The organism is Mesorhizobium sp. M0166, from assembly GCF_040322255.1.
Classification (GTDB): domain Bacteria; phylum Pseudomonadota; class Alphaproteobacteria; order Rhizobiales; family Rhizobiaceae; genus Mesorhizobium.
The window spans coordinates 104,097-121,245 of the sequence record NZ_JAMYTD010000003.1 but is presented as its reverse complement, the minus strand read 5'-3'; the positions used below and the strand labels follow the sequence as shown (position 1 = coordinate 121,245).

The window sequence follows — 17,149 nt, the reverse complement described above, 5'->3', positions numbered from 1 at the left end:
GCGCCTAGTATCGGCAATGCCTCGGAATATGCACGCGCCGCCAGCTCGACGAGCCCTCCCTGATCACCACGCGGCGAGCCACTGTCTGATAGGACGCCGGAATGTCGATGATGCGCCGCTGCTCCGGCCGCACCAGCACCTCTTCGGCGACGCTCTCGTATTCGGCGGGGAGGACAACGCGCCGCCGGCGTTCCGGCTCAACCACGACGATTTCGGCCACGCGTTCATAGCGCGCCCTGTGCCTGACCTTGCACAGCACCTTGCGGCCATGAATGATGCGCCATTCCCAGGAATAGCCGCCGTCATCGACCCTCACGGTGCGGTAGATGGTGCGGGTGATGGCGGGCACGATCTCGTAGCTGACGCGCGCCGGTGCGATCTGTACCACGCGCTCGCGCGACCCGTAGATTGGCGCCTCGTATTCCACCTGCTGGCCGGCTGGGCTGACGAGCACGTCCTCATAGACGGTGTCGTAGACGGCCGGCCGGTTGACCTGCTCGTAGCATTCCACCGCGCGTCCGCCGGCGGACGTCTCGGACGCCATGCCGAGAACGGTGATGCTGGTAAGGGCCAAGGAAGCAGCTTTCCTGATCATCGCACTCCCCCTGTTAAACTGCCTGAGGCGAGTTCAACGTTGAATTGTAGGGCAAGCCGTGGCCGGAAAAAGCGGTTTCACCACTTTTCGTTAAGCGATGCGGTTAAGAAACTGCTAAACAACGGCCAGGCATGAGCGCCCCTTCCCACCGCAGGAGAGGGGCTGCCGGGACGGCGACAGGCGAAACTGGTTTGGAATCCTTGATTCGACTTAACCGGATGGCTAGGAGAGGCGGCCTTGCGCTAGGGTGAGCCGGCATCCTATTTACACAATAACGATCCAGAACCGATTCTGCCCGATTGCAAATCTCCGGCGCCGGAATCCCATCCTCAAAAAGGGATAGTCCATGAAGAACCCCGTCGAAACCTACATGAACCTCGTTCCGATGGTGGTCGAACAGACCAATCGCGGCGAGCGGGCCTACGACATTTTCTCGCGGCTCCTCAAGGAGCGCATCATTTTCATCACCGGTCCGGTCGAGGACGGCATGGCGACACTGGTCTGCGCGCAGCTGCTGTTCCTCGAGGCGGAGAATCCGAAGAAGGAAATCAACCTTTACATCAACTCGCCCGGCGGCGTCGTCACCTCCGGCATGGCGATCTACGACACCATGCAGTTCATCAAGCCTGCCGTGTCGACGCTGTGCATCGGCCAGGCCGCATCGATGGGCTCGCTGCTTCTCACCGCAGGCGAGAAGGGCATGCGCTTTGCCACGCCGAATGCCCGCATCATGGTCCACCAGCCTTCCGGCGGCTTCCAGGGCCAGGCCTCGGACATCGAGCGCCATGCCCAGGACATCATCAAGCTGAAGCGCCGCCTCAACGAGGTTTACGTCAAGCACACCGGCAAGAGCTACGATGAGATTGAAAAAACGCTCGACCGTGACCATTTCATGACTGCCGACGAGGCCAGGGATTTCGGTCTCATCGACAAGGTCATTTCGTCACGTGAGCCGGTCGAAGGTATTGCCTTATAGGTCCGCGGTGGCCCCGCGGTGGCAATGAGTGGCGGGATCACGCGCTTTTGGCGCAGCTTGCGGCATTTCGGCCACAATTGGCTGTTCCCTCGACGGGTGCAATTGCCTACGTTAAGGCTATGTTGATTTTCGACGGCTTAGCTTTGCGTGGGGTTGTTCGAATCATTGCCCCGTTTTCCGATTTGTGTTTCGTACGGAATGCGTTGCGGGAGCCGGGGCACTGGCGGCAGCGGATTCCCGCGATAGATTGAATATGCGCCCTTTCAACCAGACCATCGGCGGGCGGCCATGAAAGGACAGGAAAATGAGCAAGGTCGGCAACAACAGCGGTGATTCCAAGAACACGCTTTATTGCTCGTTTTGCGGCAAAAGCCAGCACGAAGTGCGCAAGCTGATCGCCGGGCCGACGGTGTTCATCTGCGACGAATGCGTCGAACTGTGCATGGACATCATTCGCGAGGAGAACAAGACCTCGATGGTGAAGTCGCGCGAGGGCGTGCCGACCCCGCAGGAAATCCTCAAGGTTCTCGACGACTACGTCATCGGCCAGCCCTACGCCAAGCGCGTGCTGTCGGTGGCCGTCCACAACCACTACAAGCGCCTCGCCCATGCCGGCAAGAACAACGACGTCGAGCTGGCGAAGTCCAACATCCTGCTGATCGGCCCGACCGGTTGCGGCAAGACGCTGCTAGCGCAGACGCTGGCCCGCATCATCGACGTTCCCTTCACCATGGCCGACGCGACGACGCTAACCGAGGCCGGCTATGTCGGTGAGGATGTCGAGAACATCATCCTGAAGCTGTTGCAGTCGGCCGATTACAACGTCGAGCGCGCCCAGCGCGGCATCGTCTATATCGACGAGATCGACAAGATCTCGCGCAAGTCGGACAACCCCTCGATCACCCGCGACGTGTCGGGCGAGGGCGTGCAGCAGGCACTTTTGAAGATCATGGAAGGCACTGTCGCCTCCGTGCCGCCGCAGGGCGGCAGGAAGCATCCGCAGCAGGAATTCCTGCAGGTCGACACTGCGAACATCCTGTTCATCTGCGGCGGCGCTTTCGCCGGCCTGGACAAGATCATTTCGGATCGCGGCAGGAAGACCTCGATCGGTTTCGGCGCCATCGTCGCTTCGCCCGAGGATCGCCGCACCGGCGATGTTTTCCGCCTGGTCGAGCCTGAGGATCTCTTGAAGTTCGGCCTCATTCCCGAGTTCGTCGGCCGTCTGCCTGTCCTGGCGACGCTGGAGGATCTCGACGAGCCGGCACTGATCCAGATCCTGACCGAGCCGAAGAACGCGCTGGTCAAGCAGTATCAGCGGCTGTTCGAGATGGAGAATGTCGACCTGACCTTCCACGAGAACGCGCTCTCGGCGATCGCCAAGCGCGCCATCGAACGCAAGACCGGTGCGCGCGGCCTGCGTTCGATCATGGAAGCGATCCTGCTCGACACCATGTTCGAGCTGCCGGCACTGGAAGGCGTGCGCGAAGTGGTTATTTCGGAAGAGGTGGTGTCAGGCAACGCCAGGCCGCTCTACATCTATTCCGAGCAGAAGGAAAAGAAGGGCAACGTCAGCGCCTGACGTGAGCCGGCAATGGAGTTTTCTGAAACGGCGCCGCAGGGCGCCGTTTTGCTGTCGCACCCAGCGTACGGCGCCGCGTAATTGGCCGCGGATTGGAGGGACGGACCGTGTTGACCCTTGATCTTTACGCCCTGTGCCTCCAACTAATGGCAGAAGGCCGTGGTGCCGAATTCTGTGCTGTAAAACTCCCGTCACAAACGGTGGTAGGCGGAACGATCCCCGGTCGTTAATATGAGATTCGCGGTTGGCCGATTGGCGGCCGCGACATGAAAGGTTGGACAATGGCCAAATTATCCAAGGCTCCCAGCGACGGCGTCTTCGCAGTCCTCCCACTGCGCGACATCGTGGTGTTCCCGCACATGATCGTTCCGCTCTTTGTCGGGCGTGAAAAGTCGATCAAGGCGCTGGAAGAAGTGATGGGTCAGGAAAAGCAGATCCTGCTCGCGACCCAGATGAATGCCGCCGACGACGATCCGGAGCCCGATGCCATCTTTGACATCGGCACGCTCGCCAACGTGCTGCAATTGCTGAAGCTGCCGGACGGCACCGTGAAGGTGCTGGTCGAAGGTGCCTCGCGCGCGAAAATCGTCGCGTTCACCGACCGTCCCGACTTCCATGAGGCCCGTGCTGCGGCGCTGGTCGAACCGGATGAGGAAGAGGTCGAGGTCGAGGCGCTGGCACGTTCCGTGGTCACCGACTTCGAGAACTACGTCAAGCTGAACAAGAAGATCTCGCCCGAAGTGGTGGGTGCCGCCAGCCAGATCGACGACTATTCCAAGCTCGCCGACACGGTCGCTTCGCATCTTGCCATCAAGATCCCCGAGAAGCAGGAGATGCTCGCCACGCTGTCCGTCAAGGAACGGCTGGAAAAGGCGATGGGCTTCATGGAAGCCGAAATCTCGGTGCTGCAGGTCGAGAAGCGCATCCGCTCGCGCGTCAAGCGCCAGATGGAGAAGACGCAGCGCGAATACTACCTCAACGAGCAGATGAAGGCGATCCAGAAGGAGCTCGGCGAGGGCGAGGACGGCCGCGACGAGGCCGCCGAGATCGAGGCGCGCATCAAGAAGACGAAGCTCTCCAAGGAGGCCCGCGAAAAGGCGGAAGCCGAACTGAAGAAGCTGCGGACGATGTCGCCGATGTCGGCTGAATCGACCGTCGTGCGCAACTATCTCGACTGGCTGCTGTCGATCCCGTGGGGCAGGAACTCCAAGGTCAAGCAGGATCTGGCCTTTGCCCAGAACGTGCTCGATACGGATCATTTCGGCCTCGACAAGGTCAAGGACCGCATCGTCGAATACCTCGCCGTGCAGAGCCGCCAGAAGAAGCTGAAGGGGCCGATCCTGTGCCTCGTCGGACCTCCCGGCGTCGGCAAGACCTCGCTCGGCAAGTCGATCGCCAAGGCGACAGGCCGCGAGTTCATCCGCATGGCGCTGGGTGGCGTGCGCGACGAGGCCGAGATCCGTGGCCACCGCCGCACCTATATCGGCTCGATGCCCGGCAAGGTCATCCAGTCGATGAAGAAGGCGAAGAAATCCAACCCGCTCTTCCTGCTCGACGAGATCGACAAGATGGGCCAGGATTTCCGCGGTGATCCGTCATCGGCTTTGCTCGAGGTGCTCGATCCCGAGCAGAACTCGACGTTCATGGACCATTACCTTGAGGTCGAATACGACCTGTCGAGCGTGATGTTCGTGACGACGGCGAACACGCTGAACATCCCTGCGCCCTTGATGGACCGCATGGAGATCATCCGTATCGCCGGCTACACCGAGGACGAGAAGATCGAGATCGCCAAGCGTCACCTGATGCCCAAGGTGATCCGCGACCACGCGTTGCAGCCGAAGGAGTTCTCCGTCGGCGAGGACGCGATCCGCGGCATCATCCAGACCTACACCCGTGAAGCGGGCGTCAGGAGCCTGGAGCGCGAGCTGATGAAGCTCGGGCGCAAGGCGGTGACCGAGATCCTGAAGACGAAGAAGAAGACGATCAACATTACGGCGGACAATCTTGCCGATTACCTTGGTGTTCCGCGCTTCCGCTTCGGTCAGGTCGAGAGCGACGATCAGGTCGGCGTGGTCACCGGGCTCGCCTGGACGGAAGTCGGCGGCGAGCTGTTGACGGTGGAAGGCGTCATGATGCCCGGCAAGGGCCGCATGACGGTGACCGGCAATCTGCGCGACGTGATGAAGGAATCGATCTCTGCGGCGGCCTCTTACGTCCGCTCACGGGCCATCGATTTCGGCGTCGAGCCGCCGCTGTTCGACAAGCGCGACATCCACGTCCACGTGCCAGAGGGCGCAACCCCGAAGGACGGACCCTCGGCTGGCGTGGCGATGGCGACGGCGATCGTCTCGGTGCTGACCGGTATCCCGGTCAGGGCCGATGTGGCGATGACCGGCGAGATCACGCTGCGCGGCAGGGTGCTGCCGATCGGCGGCCTTAAGGAAAAGCTGCTTGCCGCACTGCGCGGCGGCATCAAGAAGGTGCTGATCCCGGAAGAGAACGCCAAGGATCTGGCGGAGATTCCGGAAAACGTGAAGAGCGGCATGGAAATCATTCCGGTCTCACGCGTTGGCGAAGTGTTGCGCCATGCGCTGGTGCGCATGCCGGAACCGATCCAGTGGGTCGAGCCCGTTAATGCGCCGGCCGTGGTCGATGTCGGAGACGAGGCTGGTAAATCGCTGGCGCATTAGCGCGTGCTAAAGTTGCAATGCACAAAGAGAGAGCCGGGCCTTGAGCCCGGCTTTTTCATGTGAAGAACCGCGGATTTCCGGGCTTTTTTCGACTTTCTTGGCGCTTTTCGACTTGGTTGCCGGAGCGCTTCTTTCTAAAGTCCGTTTCCTGCCGGATGAGTCGAGTATTCCGGTTTTCTCATGGAAGGGAATTTTTATGAACAAGAACGAACTGGTATCCGCTGTCGCCGATGCCGCGAGTATTTCGAAGGGTGACGCGCAGTCGGCGGTTGATGCGGTGTTTTCCGTCATCACCGGCGAACTGAAAAAGGGCGGCGATGTCCGGCTTGTCGGCTTCGGAAATTTCACCGTGTCAAAACGCGCCGCGTCGACCGGCCGCAATCCGCAGACCGGTGCGGAAGTGAAGATCCCGGCGCGCACCGTGCCGAAGTTCTCGGCCGGCAAGGGCCTCAAGGACGCGGTCAACTAAGCGCCTCCTTAAGTCTTTCAGAGAAAAGAAAAGCCGGCATATCCGGTTTTTCTTTTCTGTTGGAAAAGGCGGCGCTATACCGTTGGCGCGTCAGTGCGCATCAAGCCTTCCTTCTTGAGATCGGCCCACAGCGCCGATGGCAGCTTCGCGTCGAGCAGCGAGCGATTGCTTTCGACTTCGCCCGGCCGCTGGCCGCCGGGGATTACCGAGACAACGGAAGGATGCAGCAGCGGGAACTGCAGCGCCGCCTCGATCAGGCGCACGCCGTGGCGCTTGCAGACGGCCTCGATGCGGGTGACGCGGTCGATGATGTCCTGCGGCGCCTCCGAATAGTTGTAGTAGGCGCCGGGCTTCGGCCCGGTTGCCAGGATGCCGGAATTGTAAGGCCCGCCGAGAACGATGCCGATGCCGCGTTGCTGGCATAGCGGCAGGAAAGACTGCAGCGCTTCCTGCTCCAGCAGCGTGTAACGCCCGGCAAGCAGGAACAGATCGAAATCGCCGCGCTCGGCCAGCGTCTGGGCAACCTGCCACTCGTTGATGCCGCCGCCGAATGCCTTGATCACGCCCTGATCGCGCAATGCCAGCAATCCGTAGTAGCCGGAGCTCATGAATTCCTGGATGCGCTGGTCCGAGGCTTCCTTGCTGCCATGGGTGAAGATGTCGACATCGTGCACGAAGAGGATGTCGATGCGGTCGACGCCGAGCCGTTCCAGCGAGGCTTCGAAGGAGCGCATGACGCCGTCATAGCTATAGTCGTAGACCTCGCGGCGCGATGGGGTGTCGAAGAACTTGCCGATGCCGGTGCGCTGTTCCGGCGGGCAGGCGCGCATGATGCGCCCGACTTTGCTGGACAGCAGGTAGTCGTCGCGCTTCTTCGAACGCAGGAACGGATTGAGCCGCGTTTCGGCAAGGCCCAGCCCATAGAGCGGCGCGGTGTCGAAGTAGCGGCAGTCGACCCGCCATGCCGCCTCCAGGGTGGCATTGGCATCCGCATCGGAAACGGCGCGGTAGAGATTGCCGAGCGGCGCGGTGCCGAAGCCGAGCTCGGTGAAGGTGATGCCGCCATTGCCAATGCGGTCGAAATGCCGTGTCTTCATATGCTGTCGTTTCCTCATTTGCGATTTGCCGTGACACTATCACGGCTGTGGCGCATCAAAAGCACTGCGTATCGTTGGACACCGATTTTCGCGGTGATAGCATGAATGAAAACAAGCCGTTCGGGGCAGATGTGACTGAGATATTCAAGTGGTTCTACAGCACCTGCAAGCTGGTGCAAATGTCATGACGGACGTCGGCGAAAACCTGTTTGGGATTGCGCTGAACGAGCTTGGCACCGTGCTGGAGCGTATCGACGCAAGCCGCATCGACGCGGCTTGCGCCATCCTGGCCGGTGCGAAAAAGATCGTCACCTATGGCTGCGGCCGCGAGGCGCTGCAGGTCCAGGGTTTTGCCATGCGGCTCTACCATCTCGGTCTGCCGGTGTTCGTCGTCGGCGACATGACCACGCCGCCGCTGGGCGCGGGCGATGTCTTCCTCTGCAGTTCCGGCCCGGGCGAGACCTCGACCGTGCTGACCTTGATGCAGGTCGCACGCGATGCCGGTGCAGCCGTCCTGCTGCTCACCGCGCAAGCCGACAGCACTGCCGCGAAGCTGGCCGACTTCACACTGTTTATCCCGGCTCAGACCATGGCCGACGACCAGGGTCCCGAAAAAACATCCGTCCTGCCGATGGGCTCGGTTTTCGAAGGCGCGCTGTTCGTCCTCTTCGAAGTGATGGTGCTGAAGCTCAGGGATCTGACCGGCGTCTCGCCGGAAGCGATGCGCGCCCGCCACACTAATATGGAGTAGGTGTCATGCGCTACGAATTGATGCTGCCGCACCAGATCCGCAAGGCGATCGCCGAGAACCGGCCGGTCGTGTTGCCGCTCGGTGTGCTCGAATATCATGGCGAGCACATGGCCGTCGGAATGGACACGCTGGCGGTGGTCAAGAGCCTGGAACTGTTCGAAAAAGAAGCCGAGATCGTCATTCTGCCGCCCTTCTATTACGGCGCGGCGAGCTATGCGGTGGCGGCGCCGGAAGGTAGTGGTTCGGTGCAGGTCGGCGGCAATGTGCTGGCGCCATTTGCGGAAGAATTGTTCTATAGCCTGCTGCGCATCGGCTTCCGCAACATCCATGCCATCATTCACCACCAGACCGAAAATTTTGCCGCCGGCATGCCAACCGATCTCGCCTTCAAGGCCGCCGGCCGGCAGGCGATCTTCCGCTTCCTGGAGAAAGAACGCGGCGAAGGCTGGTGGGGCTCTGCGGCGATGGCCGACTATTATGCCGAGCACGCCGAGGGCAGCAATTTCTTCAACTGGGTGCAGGTGCATCCGCTGATGCCGGCTTCAATGCACAGCCAGTACCCGTTCGACCATGCCGGCACCGGCGAGACGTCGCTGATGCTGGCGTTGTGCCCGGAAGCGGTGGATGCCGGCCGCTTCGCCGACAACACCGGCTGGTACACGGCAAGTGCGCCCGAAGCCTCGGCGGAATTGGGGCAAAAAGGGGTTGCCATGATCCTCGAGCATTTGCGGGCAACACTTTCGGGTTAGCGCGGTTTTCCCTTCTCCCCTTGTTGTGGGAGAAGGGAAGGCTGGCGCAATTACTTCACCGCGCCCGCAGTCATGCCCATGATCAGGTAACGCTCGAGCGCGATGCCGATGACGGCGAGCGGTGTGATGGCGGCGGTGGCAAGCGCTGCCATCGACCACCAGTTGATGCCTTGTGAGCCGGTCTGGCTCGCCACCATGACAGGAATGGTCTTGGCGTCGGTCGAGGTCAGGAGCGCGGCGAAGAAATACTCGTTCCAGCACAGCACCATCGCCAGGATGAAGGCGGCGACCATGCCCGGCAGCGCGATCGGCATGACGATGCGGAAGAACGCGCCCCAGATCGACAGGCCGTCGACGAGGGCTGCTTCCTCAAGCTCGACGGGAATGGAATTGAACTGGTCGCGCATGATCCAGATGACGATCGGCAGCACCATCAGCGTATAGAGCAGGATCAGCCCGACGCGCGTGTCGAGCATGCCGACTTCCCGGTAAAGCACGAGAAAGGGCAGCGCCAACACGACCGGCGGCAGGATCAGCTGCGACAGGAAGAAGAACGAGATGTCCTCGTTCTTGAACCAGGCGAAATGGTAGCGATAGCGGGTCAGCCCGTAGGCGGCGAGGCTGCCGATGATGATGGCGAGGCTCGATGCGCCGACCGAGGTGATCACCGAATTCATGAAGCGCTTGAGGAATTCCTCGCGCACCGTCGAGGTCTGGAAGATCGAGTCCGGTGAAAGGCCGAGCGAGCGCCAGCCTTTCCAATCCGGCTGGAAATCGACGAACGGGATCAAATGACCTTGAGTGACGTCGACCGCGGTCTTGAACGAGGTGGTTATCGTCCAATAGATCGGAAACAGGCAGATGAACGCCCAGAAGGCGAGCGCGCCGTAGATGAAGACGCGGTTGGCGACGAAGCTCGCCGGCGAGCGGATCTCCGAGGCGACATATTCGGTGGTCTGGACGCTCATCTTGTTTCAATTCACCCGATCTTGCTTCAATTGACATTGCGCACGAAGCGGTTGGCAAATTTCAACAGCCACGTGACGAACACAACGATGATGACCAGATAGGCCATCGCCAGCATAGTGCCGTAGCCGACATTCGAGCGGTCGCGATACTCGCGATAGATGAAGCTCGACACGGAATCTGTCGCACCGCCCGGACCGCCGGACGTCACCGTGATGATGATGTCGGCAAGCTTCAGCTTGAAGATGATGCGCAGGATCACCGCCGTCACCGACACCGGCAGCATCAGCGGGAAAGTGACCTGCCAGAAGGTCTGCCAGGCGTTGGCGCCGTCGACCCGCGCGGCCTCGAGCACCTCGCGCGACATCGCCTGCAGCCCGGCCAGCAGCATGATCATCATGAACGGGATGAAGGTCCACGCGTCGAGCACCATGATCGAGATGCGGGCAGTGATCGGGTTGGAGAAGAAGGCCGGGTTTTCCCAGCCGAGATGCCGCGCCAGCGTCGCGGCCGGTCCGAAGCGGTACTCCATCAGCGATTTGCCGATCATCCACGACACCGCGACGGGTGACAGCATCAAGGGCAAGAGGAAGACAACGCGGAAGAATTTTCGCGCCCGGATCTGCGCGTTGAGCAACAACGCCAAGCCAAAGGCAATGATATATTCGACCGACACCGCCAGCACATAGAGCGCCATGTTGAACAGCGCGTTGCGGTAGTAGGGATCGCCCAGCATCTGCCAGAAATTGGCGAGCCCGTTGAACGTGCGGCCGCTGAAGGAACTGAGGTTCCAGTCGGTGAGCGCGATGTAGAAACCGAACAGGGTCGGGAAGATCACCATGGCGATGGTGAACAGCAGCGCCGGCAGCAGGAACAGGGCACGCTGGCCGTCCTCGCCGCGGGTCAGCACCTGGCCGGCGCCAATCGCCAGGCCCCACAGAACATAGGCATAGACGACGGGCCGCCAGGTCTCGAAGCCGATGGTGTCGGCTTCGGTCTTGTACAGGATCTCCAGCGCGATTACCGCCAGCAAGCCAAGCGTCGCAACGGCCATCAGCCCCCAGCCGAGCCGTTTGCGGCGAGGGGAAATCAGATCGGAAGGGACGGCATCCGCCGGCCACGGGTTTACGGTCGAAGTCTGGTCAGCCACAAATTTCGCCCGTTTGAAGGCTCATCGAGGAGCCGGAGCTGTCTGGTGTGGTCCGGCGTTGCCGCCGGACCACGGTTTCACATAGCCTACATGCCGAGCGAGGCCTTGTAGAGCTTGATCTGGTTGTCGCGGCCGATCTGGTCGGTCAGCTTCTCCCAGGCCGCCGCAATGGCATCGGCGCCTTCCTGTGCCTTCATCTTGCCGGCGAAGGTGTTGGCCAAAATATCCTCGGCGGCGCTGTAGTATTGGAAGATGCCGGGGATGCGTGGCTCGATCGCCGCGTTCGGATGGTTGTAGCTGTCGGATTCCGACTTGAGGTACGAGGTGATGAACGCCTCGTCGTAGCCGGCCGCCACCCACTCCGGAATATCGAAATGGCTGTTGCGGTAAGGCTGGAAGCCCGACGGATACGCCGCGCACCACAGTGACAGGTCCTTGCCGCCGAGATGGGCGGCGGCGGACCAGGCTGCCTTCTTCTTCTTCTCGTCGCTGTCGACGCGGGCCATGACATAGACGCCCCAGCCGAGATAGGCGCAGTTTGGCGCATAGTTCGGGCCGCTGGCGAGCTTGTCCCACTTGCCGGTCTTGGAATTATAGACATCGTCCGAGCCCGGCAGGATCGAGAAGCCTGTGACGTCGCCGACGACCGAGGAGTCGTTAGTCTTCGCATTCGAGCCAGCGTCTCCCCACCAAGCCAGCATCGAACCAGTGCCGCCCAGGAATTGGGAGAAACAGGTCTGGTTCGGGTCGGCATTGATTTGATCCTGCGGTTCGAAGGGCAGCGCGTCGATCACGTCCTGGATCGCCCGCACCCAAGCCGGGTTGTTGACGCGCGGCTTCATCGTATCGGCGTCGAACAGCCATGCCTTGTCATCAGGGTGCTTAGCATAAGCACTGGCACGGCTGCCGAGGAAGTAGAAGCCGAATCCACCCCATGCCTTGGGCGCGTCGAGGTAGCCGTAGACGTCCTGGCCCTTCATCTGCTTGCCCTTGAGGAACTTGGTCACGGCCTGCACCTGCTGCCAGGTCTTCGGCACGCCCCATTCCGTCAGGCCTGCCTTGTCGCCGCTATCGGCTTTCCAGGCTGCTGCCAGATCAGAGTCGGAGAACACGTCGGTGCGGTAGTTGAAGTTGTGCGCGTCTCCGTCGACGGTCACGCGATACTGCTTGCCGTTCCAGGTGCCGACCGGCGGCTTCAGATAGGCCACCAGATCGTCCATATCGATCTGCTTCCTTACCCAGTCGGGCATCTCGGAAGTGAGGCCCTTGCCGCAGACATCGCCTTCGAAAGGAGCGCCCATCTCGACGATATCAAAGTCGATTGTGTTCGTGGCGATAGCCTGCTGCAGGCGCGGATTGTAGTCCGCCTGTGCAAGGTCGATCCAGTTGATCTTGGCGCCGGTATAGGCCTCCCACGGCTTCAGGAAGCCGCGGAAAAGCACATTGTGCAGGTTCTGGTTGTTGAGGCCCATGAAGGAGAGCTCGACGCCGGCGAATTCGCCTTCCTTAACGTTGGCCTTGGTGGCTTCGAGGCAAAGCTCGCCGACCTTCTGGAAGTCGGCATCGGTCGGCTGACCTTTGCCGACGCCAGGGATCTGCAGGATCTTGGTGCGCAGCTCGCTGGCAGCCGAAGCCGGCCGCGTCAGTGCGCCGAGGCCGGCGCCGGATGCCGCGGCGATCGCGGCCATGCTGGCCGCCCCCTTCAGCACGTCGCGGCGGGTGGCCCCGGCGCGGACAAGTTGGTTATAAAGGCTGATTTTCATCTCGTTCCTCCCAGAAGGTCAATTGTGAATAGGTTCAGATGGTGGAGCGCCGATTATGTTCCCCAACGACAGCGACTCCCGTAAATAGCGGCCCGAATTCTCCCTCCCGCGACGCTTGGCATTCAGTGCCGGACAAGCGTACCGGTGCGCCCGGAACAGGGTCATAAGCCGGGCAGTTGTCACTATTCGCACAACGAAGTGCGGTGTCAACGTGAATGGGTTTTTTATCTATAAGAGACTGACTTGCCCTCGCCGTTTGCGTTGTTTAGCTTCACGGCAACTGAAGGGGGAATGATGGCTCAAGTCGCGATCCGCAATGTGGCCAAGGCGTTCGGAACCGTCAAGGTTCTGCACGATGTCAGCGTCGACATCGCCGACGGGCAGTTCGTGGTGCTGGTCGGGCCTTCCGGCTGCGGCAAGTCCACGCTGCTGAGGATGGTGGCCGGGCTGGAAACCGTTTCCGGCGGCACCATCGCCATCGGCGAGCGCGTCGTCAACCATCTGCCGCCGGCCAAGCGCGACATCGCCATGGTGTTCCAGAACTACGCGCTCTATCCGCACAAGACGGTCGAGCAGAACATGGCCTTTGCTCTCAAGCTGCGCAAAACCGACCCGGCGGTGGTCACTGAGCGGGTCAAGCGCGCCGCCGACATCCTCGACCTCAACCCCTACCTCAAGCGCTATCCGCGCCAGCTTTCCGGCGGCCAGCGTCAGCGTGTCGCCATGGGCCGCGCCATCGTGCGCAACCCGCAGGTGTTCCTCTTCGACGAGCCGCTCTCCAATCTCGACGCCAAGCTGCGTGTCCAGATGCGCACCGAGATCAAGGAACTGCACCAACGACTGAAGACCACCACCATCTACGTCACCCACGACCAGATCGAGGCCATGACCATGGCCGACAAGATCGTGGTGATGCGCGACGGTCGCATCGAACAAGTCGGCGCGCCGCTGGAATTGTTCGACCGGCCGGCCAACCTGTTTGTCGCCGGCTTCATCGGCTCGCCTTCGATGAACCTGCTCAAGGGCGTTGTGCGCAAGGGTGACAAGCCCATTGTCGAGATCGCCGGGACGCTGTTCCCGATTGCGGCCAAGAGTGCCGTGGAAGATGGCCGCAATGTCGTCTACGGCGTGCGGCCCGAGCATCTCGAAATCCATCCCGATGGTGTTCCGGCGAAGATTTCGGTGGTCGAACCGACCGGTTCCGAGACTTTGGTGTTCCTGCGCTTCGGCGAGGGCGAGATGGTGGCGCTGTTCCGTGAGCGCCACGACTTCAAGCCGGGCGACACACTGCACCTGAAACCGCGGCTCGACCAGGTTCATCTCTTCGACGCAGAGACCGGCAAACGTCTCTGATTCGCCCCAGCAAACTTCGCGAGGAATGCCATGCTCAAAGGAATCAATCCGCTGCTCAATGCCGATGTGCTGCAGGCGCTGCGGGCGATGGGCCACGGTGACGATCTGATTATCGCCGACACCAATTTCCCGTCCGATTCGGTGGCGCGCCAGACTGTGCTTGGCCGGCTGCTGCGCATCGATGCGTCGGCGGCCGACGTGGTCAAGGCGGTGCTGTCGCTTTATCCGCTGGACACCTTCGTCGACGACGCGGCCGCGCGCATGGAGATCGTCGGCAAGCCGGACGACATTCCCGCCGTGCAGCAGGAAGTGCAAAAAGAGATCGATGCCGCCGAGGGCAAGGCCTGGCCGATGATCTCGGTCGAGCGCTACGCCTTCTACGAACGCGCCAAGAAGGCCTATTGCGTCATCCAGACCGGCGAGCGCCGCTTCTATGGCTGTTTTGCCTTCCGCAAGGGGGTCGTGCCGCCGGATGCGGAGTAGCGGCATGCCGGCGAAACCAATCGTCACGAAGCCTATTGTCATATTGGGCGTCTTCGTCGCCGATACGGCCTACCGCGCCGCCCGCCAGCCGCGCATGGGCGAGACGATCCTGGGCACGTCCTTCACGCTCGGCCCTGGCGGCAAGGGCTCGAACCAGGCCGTGGCGGCCGGCCGGCTCGGCGCCGACATCACCTTCCTGACGCGCCTCGGCGTCGATCCTTTCGCAGAGATGGCGAGGCAGACTTGGGCGCATGCCGGCGTAAAGAGCGCCGTCATCGACACGCCGGAAAGCTACACCGGTGCCGCCTATATCTTCATCGAGGAGACGAGCGGCAACAACGCCATCATCGTCAGCCCCGGTGCGGCGATGCTGATCTCGCCCGTCGATATCGAGGCAAATGCCGGCCTGATCCGCGCGGCCGGCGTCTTCGTCACCCAGCTCGAACAGCCGATCGAGGCGGCGCTGCGGGCGCTGGAGATCGCGCGCGGGGCAGGGGTGACCACCATCCTCAACCCGGCGCCGGCGGCCAAGCTTCCGGACCGGATCTACACGCTTTGCGACTATGTCACGCCGAACGAGACCGAGGCCGAGGAGTTGACCGGCATCAAGGTGTCCTCCATCGACGATGCCCGCCGTGCTGCCGACAGTTTGCTGGAGAAAGGCGTTGGCGCGGTCATTGTGACGCTTGGCGAAAAAGGTGCGCTGCTGCACACGGCCCATCGTTCCGAACATGTCGCAGCGGTCGCCGCCGGCCCGGTTGTCGAGACCACCGGCGCGGGCGACGCCTTCAATGGCGGCCTGGCTGCGGCGCTGTCGAGGGGGATCGAACCCCTGCAGGCTGTGCGCTTCGCCTGCGCCGTCGCCGGCATCTCGGTGACGCGCCCGGGCACCGCGCCGTCTATGCCGACGCTGCAGGAAGTCGAGGCGTTACTCGCCAAGGGGTGAGGTCGTGTGGATTACCTCACGAACGACGATGGTTTTTGACAAATCAACGTCGACATTTCTCCGACACCAAGGGCCGTGGCCCGAAGGAGAAATGGCGCGAGTGACGGGGCTCGAACCCGCGACCTCCGGCGTGACAGGCCGGCACTCTAACCAACTGAGCTACACCCGCGCATGGACGAGCACGTGTCAGCCGTGTTCGTCGTTGGGGCGGTGGATAAGGGGTAAGCCAGCGGGTGTCAAGCGGACCCGGACAGCATAACAGCAAACAGCAGAAGGTTTTTTGACAAGCCGAACTTTGTTGCCGAAACCCGCCCCCGGCCAAGCCACTGGCCGCTCATTTGGCCTTGCGAAGCCGGTCCTAACTGCTTAAAGGTCCGGCCCGGAGCGGGCGATTAGCTCAGTTGGTAGAGCGCTTCGTTTACACCGAAGATGTCGGCGGTTCGAGCCCGTCATCGCCCACCATTTTCCTCGATGTGTTTATCCAGGCATTGTCTTTTTGCGATGTCCGGTTCACACGCTTGCTCTGCAGGAGAATCGTCCAACTGGCGGTTGGTAGACGCAACTATCTGGCATCCCTATCATTTTCCTTGATCGCCCCGCCGTCGAAAAGACGCGGCGGGCTTCTTCGTTGCCCAGGCGTTGCTCTTCGCGATAATGTCGGCATGGTTGGAGGTCGGAGCGTGAAAGAATTCCCGCGGAAGCCCGACAATAGCCAAGTAGCACGTGCTCGTCAGGCCACTGAACGCGGAACCGCGTTGATTGAAGAGCTTCGCTACACGATCGCCCTATCGCGCCGGCTGATCGAGGCGTCACATTCACTGCTGAAGAGGTCGCAGAGCCAAGGCAGGCGTCTCGAGAGTGATGGTATCGAGATTGGCTAACAAGCACGTGGTTTGTCGATGCTAACGTCCCTCGTACGGCACACGGACCCTGGATACTGAGCCGCCCGGCAAACAGACCAGCGATCAATGCAACCAATGGTTTCGTCTTTGTTGCGGTAACTTCGCTCCCAAACGCTTCACGCTCCGGGGTAGGGCGCATAGGTACTAGGACTTTGGTCTGATCAATCGGTCTTTCCCGTTGGGACCTAAGTCTGATCTGCTGCCTCCTTAGGTGGCAAACGATTGCCGAAAGCTAAAACTTGCAGTAATTCTAGAGATCACAAACAAAAACTAAACCTTACTTGCGTATGGGCATGGGCGGGAGCGAAAATATTCCTGGATGGCTTACGAGTCATCTTCCGAATGATCCTGTGATCGCAGGAGATCTCGCGGATAAGATATCGAAGGAGGCTGAAAAAATACAGCTTCCAGGCGAACGGGTTTTGACAACCCGGAGCGAAGAAGACACCTTTAAGAAGGAAAAAGTTGAACCGTATCGCCGCGCCACGGTTGCGGGAATCTTTGCCAGGGGGTCATTCCTAGCGTTATTGGTACTAACCATTTATCTGCTTTATGTGTTCTCCATCGTGGCCGGGGAAACGGTCGCGGATGTTCCTCTGCCCCCACACTGAACTGTTAGACGCTCCGCCAAGACTCCGATTGGCCGCACCGTGTTGATGTTGCGATCCTTTGATGTC

General features: G+C 61.2%; 15 protein-coding genes and 2 tRNA genes. 11 read left to right on the top strand and 6 right to left on the bottom strand.

The features are described from left to right. Positions 1-4: 4 nt before the first annotated feature. Positions 5-595 (bottom strand): hypothetical protein, encoded by a 591-nt coding sequence (locus NKJ46_RS05170; protein WP_352662678.1) that lies wholly within the window; start codon positions 593-595, stop codon positions 5-7. A gap of 346 nt (positions 596-941) precedes the next feature. Between NKJ46_RS05170 and clpP the strand changes: the two genes are divergently transcribed. From clpP to NKJ46_RS05150, 4 genes are all read left to right on the top strand, one after another. After that, entirely contained in the window at positions 942-1,571 is a 630-nt protein-coding gene (gene clpP / locus NKJ46_RS05165) for an ATP-dependent Clp endopeptidase proteolytic subunit ClpP (RefSeq protein WP_352516802.1), read from the top strand. A 304-nt stretch (positions 1,572-1,875) separates the two neighbouring features. Further along, positions 1,876-3,150 carry an ATP-dependent Clp protease ATP-binding subunit ClpX gene (clpX, locus tag NKJ46_RS05160; protein WP_006332719.1) on the top strand — a complete coding sequence of 425 codons (1,275 nt, stop codon included), beginning with the start codon at positions 1,876-1,878 and terminating at the stop codon, positions 3,148-3,150. Positions 3,151-3,431: 281 nt separating this feature from the next. After that, entirely contained in the window at positions 3,432-5,843 is a 2,412-nt protein-coding gene (gene lon / locus NKJ46_RS05155; protein WP_352491903.1) for an endopeptidase La, read from the top strand. 196 nt (positions 5,844-6,039) lie between these two features. After that, complete coding sequence (locus tag NKJ46_RS05150) at positions 6,040-6,312, top strand: HU family DNA-binding protein (RefSeq protein WP_006201846.1); 273 nt, start codon at positions 6,040-6,042, stop codon at positions 6,310-6,312. A 74-nt stretch (positions 6,313-6,386) separates the two neighbouring features. Here NKJ46_RS05150 and NKJ46_RS05145 read toward each other — a convergent pair whose 3' ends face one another. Beyond that, positions 6,387-7,409 carry an aldo/keto reductase gene (locus tag NKJ46_RS05145; RefSeq protein WP_352662674.1) on the bottom strand — a complete coding sequence of 341 codons (1,023 nt, stop codon included), beginning with the start codon at positions 7,407-7,409 and terminating at the stop codon, positions 6,387-6,389. A gap of 184 nt (positions 7,410-7,593) precedes the next feature. On the opposite strand from NKJ46_RS05145, the gene hxlB reads away from it, so the two are divergent. Continuing rightward, positions 7,594-8,160: a 6-phospho-3-hexuloisomerase gene (gene hxlB / locus NKJ46_RS05140; protein WP_352662671.1), complete on the top strand. Its 567-nt coding sequence runs from the start codon at positions 7,594-7,596 to the stop codon at positions 8,158-8,160. A gap of 5 nt (positions 8,161-8,165) precedes the next feature. Further along, entirely contained in the window at positions 8,166-8,909 is a 744-nt protein-coding gene (locus tag NKJ46_RS05135) for a creatininase family protein (RefSeq protein WP_352662668.1), read from the top strand. A 50-nt stretch (positions 8,910-8,959) separates the two neighbouring features. Here NKJ46_RS05135 and NKJ46_RS05130 read toward each other — a convergent pair whose 3' ends face one another. From NKJ46_RS05130 to NKJ46_RS05120, 3 genes are all read right to left on the bottom strand, one after another. Further along, complete coding sequence (locus NKJ46_RS05130; RefSeq protein ID WP_352662665.1) at positions 8,960-9,877, bottom strand: carbohydrate ABC transporter permease; 918 nt, start codon at positions 9,875-9,877, stop codon at positions 8,960-8,962. A 26-nt stretch (positions 9,878-9,903) separates the two neighbouring features. Beyond that, entirely contained in the window at positions 9,904-11,025 is a 1,122-nt protein-coding gene (locus NKJ46_RS05125) for a carbohydrate ABC transporter permease (protein ID WP_352662662.1), read from the bottom strand. An 86-nt stretch (positions 11,026-11,111) separates the two neighbouring features. Next, entirely contained in the window at positions 11,112-12,788 is a 1,677-nt protein-coding gene (locus NKJ46_RS05120) for an ABC transporter substrate-binding protein (protein WP_352491909.1), read from the bottom strand. 294 nt (positions 12,789-13,082) lie between these two features. On the opposite strand from NKJ46_RS05120, the gene NKJ46_RS05115 reads away from it, so the two are divergent. Genes NKJ46_RS05115 through rbsK form a run of 3 tightly spaced genes read left to right on the top strand, consistent with a single transcriptional unit; the run spans position 13,083 to position 15,570 of the window. Then, a complete protein-coding gene (locus NKJ46_RS05115; protein WP_352662659.1) occupies positions 13,083-14,141 on the top strand; it encodes an ABC transporter ATP-binding protein in 1,059 nt (352 codons plus the stop codon). A gap of 30 nt (positions 14,142-14,171) precedes the next feature. Next, complete coding sequence (locus NKJ46_RS05110; protein ID WP_023674665.1) at positions 14,172-14,624, top strand: RbsD/FucU family protein; 453 nt, start codon at positions 14,172-14,174, stop codon at positions 14,622-14,624. A gap of 4 nt (positions 14,625-14,628) precedes the next feature. Further along, positions 14,629-15,570 carry a ribokinase gene (rbsK, locus tag NKJ46_RS05105; RefSeq protein ID WP_352662656.1) on the top strand — a complete coding sequence of 314 codons (942 nt, stop codon included), beginning with the start codon at positions 14,629-14,631 and terminating at the stop codon, positions 15,568-15,570. 92 nt (positions 15,571-15,662) lie between these two features. Here rbsK and NKJ46_RS05100 read toward each other — a convergent pair. After that, positions 15,663-15,739, bottom strand: a tRNA-Asp gene (locus NKJ46_RS05100). Between the two features lie 217 nt (positions 15,740-15,956). Between NKJ46_RS05100 and NKJ46_RS05095 the strand changes: the two genes are divergently transcribed. Next, positions 15,957-16,032 (top strand) — tRNA-Val (locus NKJ46_RS05095). 733 nt (positions 16,033-16,765) lie between these two features. Next, positions 16,766-17,083, top strand: a complete 318-nt coding sequence (locus NKJ46_RS05090; protein WP_352662653.1) for a hypothetical protein — start codon at positions 16,766-16,768, stop codon at positions 17,081-17,083. Positions 17,084-17,149: the final 66 nt, after the last annotated feature.